The 6,581-nt window shown below is 60.3% G+C and carries 5 protein-coding genes; 3 read left to right on the forward strand and 2 right to left on the reverse strand.

Features of this window, described 5'->3' with window-relative positions; all coding sequences use genetic code 11:
• Positions 1-71: 71 nt before the first annotated feature.
• Both QZ149_RS05915 and QZ149_RS05920 read left to right on the forward strand, forming a co-directional pair.
• Positions 72-2,825, forward strand: a complete 2,754-nt coding sequence (locus QZ149_RS05915) for a DUF3516 domain-containing protein (protein WP_291450379.1) — start codon at positions 72-74, stop codon at positions 2,823-2,825.
• 136 nt (positions 2,826-2,961) lie between these two features.
• Positions 2,962-3,333: a PH domain-containing protein gene (locus tag QZ149_RS05920; RefSeq protein WP_291450382.1), complete on the forward strand. Its 372-nt coding sequence runs from the start codon at positions 2,962-2,964 to the stop codon at positions 3,331-3,333.
• 99 nt (positions 3,334-3,432) lie between these two features.
• Here QZ149_RS05920 and QZ149_RS05925 read toward each other — a convergent pair whose 3' ends face one another.
• Positions 3,433-3,897 (reverse strand): VOC family protein, encoded by a 465-nt coding sequence (locus QZ149_RS05925; RefSeq protein ID WP_291450384.1) that lies wholly within the window; start codon positions 3,895-3,897, stop codon positions 3,433-3,435.
• Between the two features lie 464 nt (positions 3,898-4,361).
• Here QZ149_RS05925 and QZ149_RS05930 point away from each other — a divergent pair, with 464 nt between their 5' ends.
• The gene (locus QZ149_RS05930; protein WP_291450386.1) at positions 4,362-5,729 is read left to right on the forward strand and encodes an MBL fold metallo-hydrolase; all 1,368 of its coding nucleotides are present in this window, start codon (positions 4,362-4,364) and stop codon (positions 5,727-5,729) included.
• 116 nt (positions 5,730-5,845) lie between these two features.
• Here QZ149_RS05930 and QZ149_RS05935 read toward each other — a convergent pair whose 3' ends face one another.
• Positions 5,846-6,541 carry a Pr6Pr family membrane protein gene (locus QZ149_RS05935; RefSeq protein ID WP_291450388.1) on the reverse strand — a complete coding sequence of 232 codons (696 nt, stop codon included), beginning with the start codon at positions 6,539-6,541 and terminating at the stop codon, positions 5,846-5,848.
• Between the last annotated feature and the right edge of the window lie 40 nt (positions 6,542-6,581).

Genomic DNA, 6,581 nt, shown 5'->3' on the forward strand with positions numbered 1-6,581 from the left:
GTCGATGAGCTGCGGGAAGGGCCCGGCGGTGCGGGGACGCAGACGAGGGCGGGGTCTGGGACAATGGGAGCATGAGCGCGACTTTGAACGAGATCCTGGACGACCTGGAGGACGAGGGGCGTCTGGGGGACGACGATGCCCTGTACGAGGCCTTCACGTCCTGGGCCGAGGGCACCGGGCGTCCGCTCTACCCCCACCAGGAGGAGGCTCTGGTGGAGATCCTGGCGGGCAACCACGTGATCGCTGCGACCCCCACGGGGTCGGGCAAGTCGATGATCGCGCTCGCCGCGCACTTCACGTCGATGGCGCACGGGGGCCGCTCCTACTACACGGCACCGCTCAAGGCCCTGGTGTCGGAGAAGTTTTTTGACCTGGTGTCCCTGTTCGGCGCGGATAACGTCGGCATGGTGACCGGTGACGTCTCCCTGAACGCCGACGCGCCCATCATCTGCTGCACGGCTGAGATCCTGGCGAATCAGTCGCTGCGCGAGGGCCCCACGCTGGACGCGGACATGATCGTCATGGACGAGTTCCACTTCTACGGGGATCGCCAGCGCGGCTGGGCGTGGCAGGTGCCGCTCCTGGAGCTGAGGACCCCGCAGGTGGTCGCGATGAGCGCGACGCTGGGCGACACGACGCGTTTTGAGCGCGCGTGGAAGGAACGCACGGGCCGCGACGTCTCCCTCATCGACGACGCGGAGCGCCCCGTGCCCCTCGAGTTCGAGTACGTCGTGGACCGCCTGCCCGACACGGTCGAGCGGCTGCTGGGCGAGGGCCGTTGGCCCGTCTACATTGTGCACTTCTCCCAGCGCGACGCCGTGGCGACCGCGCAGTCGTTTGACCGTTCCTCGCTGATGTCGCCCGAGCAAAAGAAGGCAATCGCCGCCCAGCTGGCGGGCGTGTCGTTTACGAAGGGCTTCGGGCAGACGCTGAAGTCGCTGCTCGCGCAGGGCATCGGCGTGCATCACGCGGGTATGCTGCCGCGCTACCGTCGCCTCGTCGAGCGCCTCACGCAGGCGGGCCTGCTGCCGATCGTGTGCGGCACGGACACCTTGGGCGTGGGCATCAACGTGCCGATTCGCACGGTGCTGATGACCTCGCTCGTCAAGTACGACGGGCGTCGCATGCGCCACGTGAGCGCGCGCGAGTTCCACCAGATCGCGGGTCGCGCGGGCCGAGCTGGCTTCGACACAGTCGGTTTCGTGCGCGTCCTGGCACCCGAGCACGAGGTCGACGCCGCCCGTGAGCGCGCACGACTGAGCGCCGCTCAGGAGGCCGCACGCGACGCCCGCGAGGCCAAGCGCGCCGCGAAGAAGTCCGCGAAGAAGCGTAAGGGTCCGGGCACGGGCGCGATCTCGTGGACGCGCTCGACGTTCGAGCGCCTCGTCGATGCGGCCCCCGAGCAGCTCACGAGCCGTTTCGAGATGACGCACGCGATGGTCCTCAACATGCTGGCCGGCGCGCCTGCGGCCGGGCGAGACCCGGGCGAGCACCTCGTGTGGCTGGCGCGCAACAACGACGATCCGCCCACGGATCGCAACCCGCACCTGCGCCGCCTCGGTGAGATCTACACGTCAATGAAGCAGGCGGGCGTCGTCGAGCACGTGTCCTCAGCCGAGGCCTCGGCGTCGGGTGAGCCTCGCCTGCGCGCGGCCACCGACCTGCCGGACGACTTCGCGCTCAACCAGCCGCTCTCCCCCTTCGCGCTGGCGGCCCTCGAGCTGTTGGACCCGGACTCCCCGACGTTCGCCCTGGACGTCGTCTCGGTCATCGAGTCGGTCCTGGAGGATCCGCGCCCGCTCCTGTTCGCGCAGGAGAAAGCGGCGCGCGCCGAGGCCGTGGCCGCGATGAAAGCGCAGGGCATGGAGTACGACGAGCGCATGGCCGCCCTGGAAGAGGTCACGTGGCCACGCCCGCTGGCCGATCTGCTGGGCGACGCGTTCGCGGTGTATCTGCACGCGAACCCGTGGATCGAGGATCAGGAGATTTCCCCGAAGTCGGTCGTGCGCGAGATGATCGAGAACGCTCTGACGTTCACGGGGATTGTGGGCCGTTACGACGTGGGTCGCTCCGAGGGCATCGTGCTGCGCTACCTAACGGACGCGTACCGAGCGCTGCGCCAGATCGTGCCGGACGAGCTGATGACGGACGAGCTGCGGTCGATTATTGCCTGGTTGTCGGCGTTGATCCGCGCGGTCGACTCCTCGCTGCTGGACGAGTGGGAGGCCATGTCCACGGGCCAGGCCCTCTCCCCCGCGTCCGAGGGCGACGGCACGGGGGGCGCGGAGCTGGCGTTTGGCGCGCGGGAGGACGGGACCGTTCCGTTCAGCGCGAACCGTCACGCGTTCCGCACGGCGATCCGTGGCGCGCTGTTCGAGCGCGTGGAGGCGATGAGCCGCGACAACGTCGAAGCCCTGGCGCGCCTGGACGAGGTCTCGCGTACTCCGGTGGTCGCACCGTGGGGCGAGGACGAGTGGGACGCGGCGCTGGAGCGCTACTGGGCGGAACACGAGTGGATCGGCATCGACCAGCGGGCGCGCGCCCTGTCGCTGTGCTCCCTGAACGAGGCCCCGACCCGCGAGGACGTGCTGGAGCTGGCCCCCGCTGTAGTGTCGTCAGATGTCGAGCGCGCCCAGGTGGCGCGCATCGAAGCAATCACGGACGCGGTCGATCAGGCTGCGGCCGGCACGTTCTGGCTGGCCACGCAGACCCTGTTCGACCCGGAGGAGGACATGGACTGGCGCATCGTCGCCCTCGTGGACGTGCCGGCCTCGGACGAGGCGAACCGCGTCGCCCTGGCCACGGTCACCGTCGGGGCGCGGTAGCAGAAAACAGTCATCATCCAACGAACCCCAGGCTTTTGTTGGCTAGTCAGGGAGCAACTTTTCCACACAGCAGGCAGAGACAGTTGCATGACAACCGCCACATGATTACCATGTCACCATCGAGAAAGGACATGGCATGGAAGCCGCAACAGTCGCCCAGTGGGCATTTTTCAACGAGGTACCGATTCCCCAGGACGTCTCTAACATCCTGGTTCCCGGCGAGCAGCCCTACGCTGCTTTCGCAACAACGCGAGACTCAGCAATCTTTACCTCGCAACGCCTCATCGTGCGCGACGCACAGGGGATCACCGGCCGCAAGGTCGAGATCTACTCACTGCCCTACAAAAACATCAACATGTGGTCGACAGAGAATGCCGGCACGATCGACATGACTGCCGAAGTTGAGCTATGGACCCGTGCAGGCCATATCAAGATTAGCCTGGGCCGACACATCGACGTACGCCGCATCGATGCACTCATCGCAAACTGCGTTCTGAACTCCCACTGAGAGTCGCCAACCTCAACATTGAACCCGCCTGCTCCACAACGGCTTGCAGCCCTGTCGAGCGGGCGGGTTTCTCAGCGCCGGGAGGGCGAAACAGCGCTCTCAGTCGCTGCTGCGCACATCCTGCGTGCAATCCGCATGCGTCTTCGACGTGGGCCTCTCGCCGATTTCCTGCTGGAGCCGCACAAGGTACCCGTCGGGGTCTTGGATGAGGAACTGCCGGACGCCGATCTCTACATCGCCCGCCCGGTACCACTTCTCTTCGGGTTCGACGAAGATCGGCCATCCTGCCTCTGTGATGCGCTGCAACGTGCCGTCCAGATTGTCGACCTGAACCTCAAAGTTGATACCCTGACCAAGGGGGAACTCAAGGGGTCCTGTCGCCCACGTCCTACCCTGGTCGATCTGGTCGAGCATCAGGTGCGCGTTACCCAGGACAAGGTAGCCGAATCCTTCCTCAGGCCGCTCATAGCGAAGGAAAAAACCGACGAGGTCGCACCAAAAACGGCGCGATGCCTCGTAATCGGTGACGGCAAGTTCAGGGACAAGCCCGGGCTCGTTGCTCATGGCCTCACTCTAGCGGCCTCGGGCGAGGCGAGCCGCGTCGCCCTGGCAACGATCACCGTCGGGGCGCGGTGAAACCCTCTTGACAAACTATCAGTATGCTCCTTATTTCAGGAAGCTTTTGACTTGACACTCTCCAGTGTTAAGCCCATCATGTACACATGATCAAGTGCACAGCTCCAATCCGTGGCCACCGCAGTCCAAGAGCTGAAAGGGATTGCCCTAGGTGCGGAAATCGACCAGCCAAAACATCACGAAACAGTGAATCACAATATAGTCACGCCGAACGAGTAAAACAATTATCCAAAACACCGAAATTGCCATTCACACCAGAACAATGCAGCGATATTCGTCGCATACTAAATGAAACAACTACCAAAAGAACACACATTCCACTAACAATAGCGAGAACACAGTGGGCTGCTGGACCTGGTTTCTTTCATACCGGAACCATCAGATCAAAGGGCATGCAATTCACGTACGTATACGACTGCGGCACCGCAAGATCATTAGATCTACTACAAAAAGAAATTGACACATACCTAGAATCAATCAGATGCCCATGGACTTACACCCCACACACGGCAAGCGAATTTTATCTATACGGCAATACACCTTATTTCGACCTATCAAGAAACCATTACTTACGCACAATACATAAGTCCTTATATAAAAGAAACTATAGTTTTTCCGGAACACCATTCACGACAGAATGGGATGACGCCCCAGAGCAAACAACCCAGCCATCACACATTGACATCGTTTTCATTTCACACTTTGACACCGACCACATCAACGGGCTCGCCTACCTGATTCAAAACACTATTGTCAAAATACTTGCAATCCCATTCACTACGCCTCGCGAGCGCTTCCTACACCTCTGCAAATCAACATTTGCCAACAATGCAAGTATGAATCGAGCAAGATCTGGCGAATATTACGATTTTATACTCGAATTCACCGCAAGTCCAGCAGGAGCAATCCGCAGATTTCCGGAATTTCTTAACAGAGAAGCTAGCAACATCACTCTCATAGAAATCCAGCATGAGCGGGATAATGAAGGACATGGCAGACACGACTTCACCCACCCTGTATACACTCCAGCAAATAGCTCAGGTGATAACAAAAACAAAAAACACGAGGCCATACCAGTATGGCTATTCAGCGCCTCAACCCTACAGGGTAACGCAGATGAACTGGGAGCAGAACTCATCGATTCACTAATCAAACAAGGGATCATTGATTCCGAGTCCGATCTGGAAAATGCAACTACGCTGCAATATATATTTGACCGCAAAGACATAAGTTCCAAGATTGCGGATACTTACAGAAGTATTGCACACAAGAACCTAAATGCAACTTCACTAATCCTTCATTCTGGACCCGCCCACCCTGAGAATTCTCCCGCGTTTCACCACATGTTTTGGCGCGGAGATCAGACACATAAATTCCACAGCATTCTCGAGGTCCATTCTCCATGGGCAACGGGCTGGCTAGGATGCGGGGACGCCAACCTTAAAAAGGCTACTAACGTCAATTTATTTGATCAGCTCTTTTGGAAACAGAAGCTATTTTCCTCAACCTTCGCACCACCACACCATGGGTCGCAGCACGATTGGAACCAGCACCTTCTTGACGCTTTCGGATATCCTTCAGAATCAGCACCAGTGTGCGTGTTCTCAGCCGATGGGTTATACAAACACCCGTCACCTAATGTGATAGCTGACGCAAATAGCAGAGGATCCACTACGTATATTGTGACCACAGATCCCAAATCTCGCTTGACTGAGACACTCGCAATACTCGTTCCAACAGACAAGATTAGATTCTACTGATCTAGACATGATTGGCAGCTAGAAGCAGATATCGAGGATAATCCGGCAATCTATATTGTATAGATTTTTCTTTTGGTTCATGCGACTGTTTGTAGACCACTCAATCACGTTGTCGATCAAACGTTCTTTCGACGTCGGGACGCCTTACGGATCAGCCAGTCCGCGCCCGCGAAGAGCGCCATGAACAGCAGGGCGCCGATCAGGATCACCACGATGTTGATCGCAACCTGCGCGTAGCCGATACGCCAGACGTTCACGAAGCCGTAAGGGTACTGGTGCGTGAAGGAGCCCCGCACGAGCGTGTACGCCACCCACGCGACCGGGATCAGCAGAGCGCGCCCGAGCGTCGCCCACGTGATGCCACCGCGCGGACCCGCGAGCGCGGCCGCGCCCACGAAGGCGGCGGGGACGACGATGTGCTGTAGCGGGTTCGTGACGAGGGCGTAGCCGGAGAGGACCTCGTAGGGGCTGATCAGAGTCGCATAGACGATGGCGGTCACCGTGATCATCATGAGGGCGCACAGGTGCGTGGCCCTCCCCCACGCCCTGACGCGGCCTCGGCGCGCGAGGACAGTCGAGATGATCGCGACCATGATGTTGGACAGCTCAGTGAAGTAGGACAGGCAGTTGATAAGGCGCTCGGGCGCGCCCGCCCAGCCGTGGGCGGCCCCCGCGAAGAGTCCCTCTTCATGGTAGGTGGGCGGCGCATATCCGTCGAAGGCCGTAATGATGAGGGTGGCGGCGACTCCTGCCCACGCGAGGGCGGCGACCACCCAGTAGACGGCGCGCCCGCGGCGACTCAGTTCAGTCATAGTCATTACTCCCGATGATGTCACAGCCGCGGTACGGCCT

Source organism: Actinomyces sp. ICM47, from assembly GCF_905369875.1.
Classification (GTDB): domain Bacteria; phylum Actinomycetota; class Actinomycetes; order Actinomycetales; family Actinomycetaceae; genus Pauljensenia.

Bases quoted from the DNA above. Each gene is read 5' to 3' on its own strand.
- QZ149_RS05915 (WP_291450379.1), top strand. From the start codon at position 72: ATGAGCGCGACTTTGAACGAGATCCTGGACGACCTGGAGGACGAGGGG.
- QZ149_RS05920 (WP_291450382.1), top strand. From the start codon at position 2,962: ATGGAAGCCGCAACAGTCGCCCAGTGGGCATTTTTCAACGAGGTACCG.
- QZ149_RS05925 (WP_291450384.1), bottom strand. From the start codon at position 3,897: ATGAGCAACGAGCCCGGGCTTGTCCCTGAACTTGCCGTCACCGATTAC.
- QZ149_RS05930 (WP_291450386.1), top strand. From the start codon at position 4,362: ATGCAATTCACGTACGTATACGACTGCGGCACCGCAAGATCATTAGAT.
- QZ149_RS05935 (WP_291450388.1), bottom strand. From the start codon at position 6,541: ATGACTGAACTGAGTCGCCGCGGGCGCGCCGTCTACTGGGTGGTCGCC.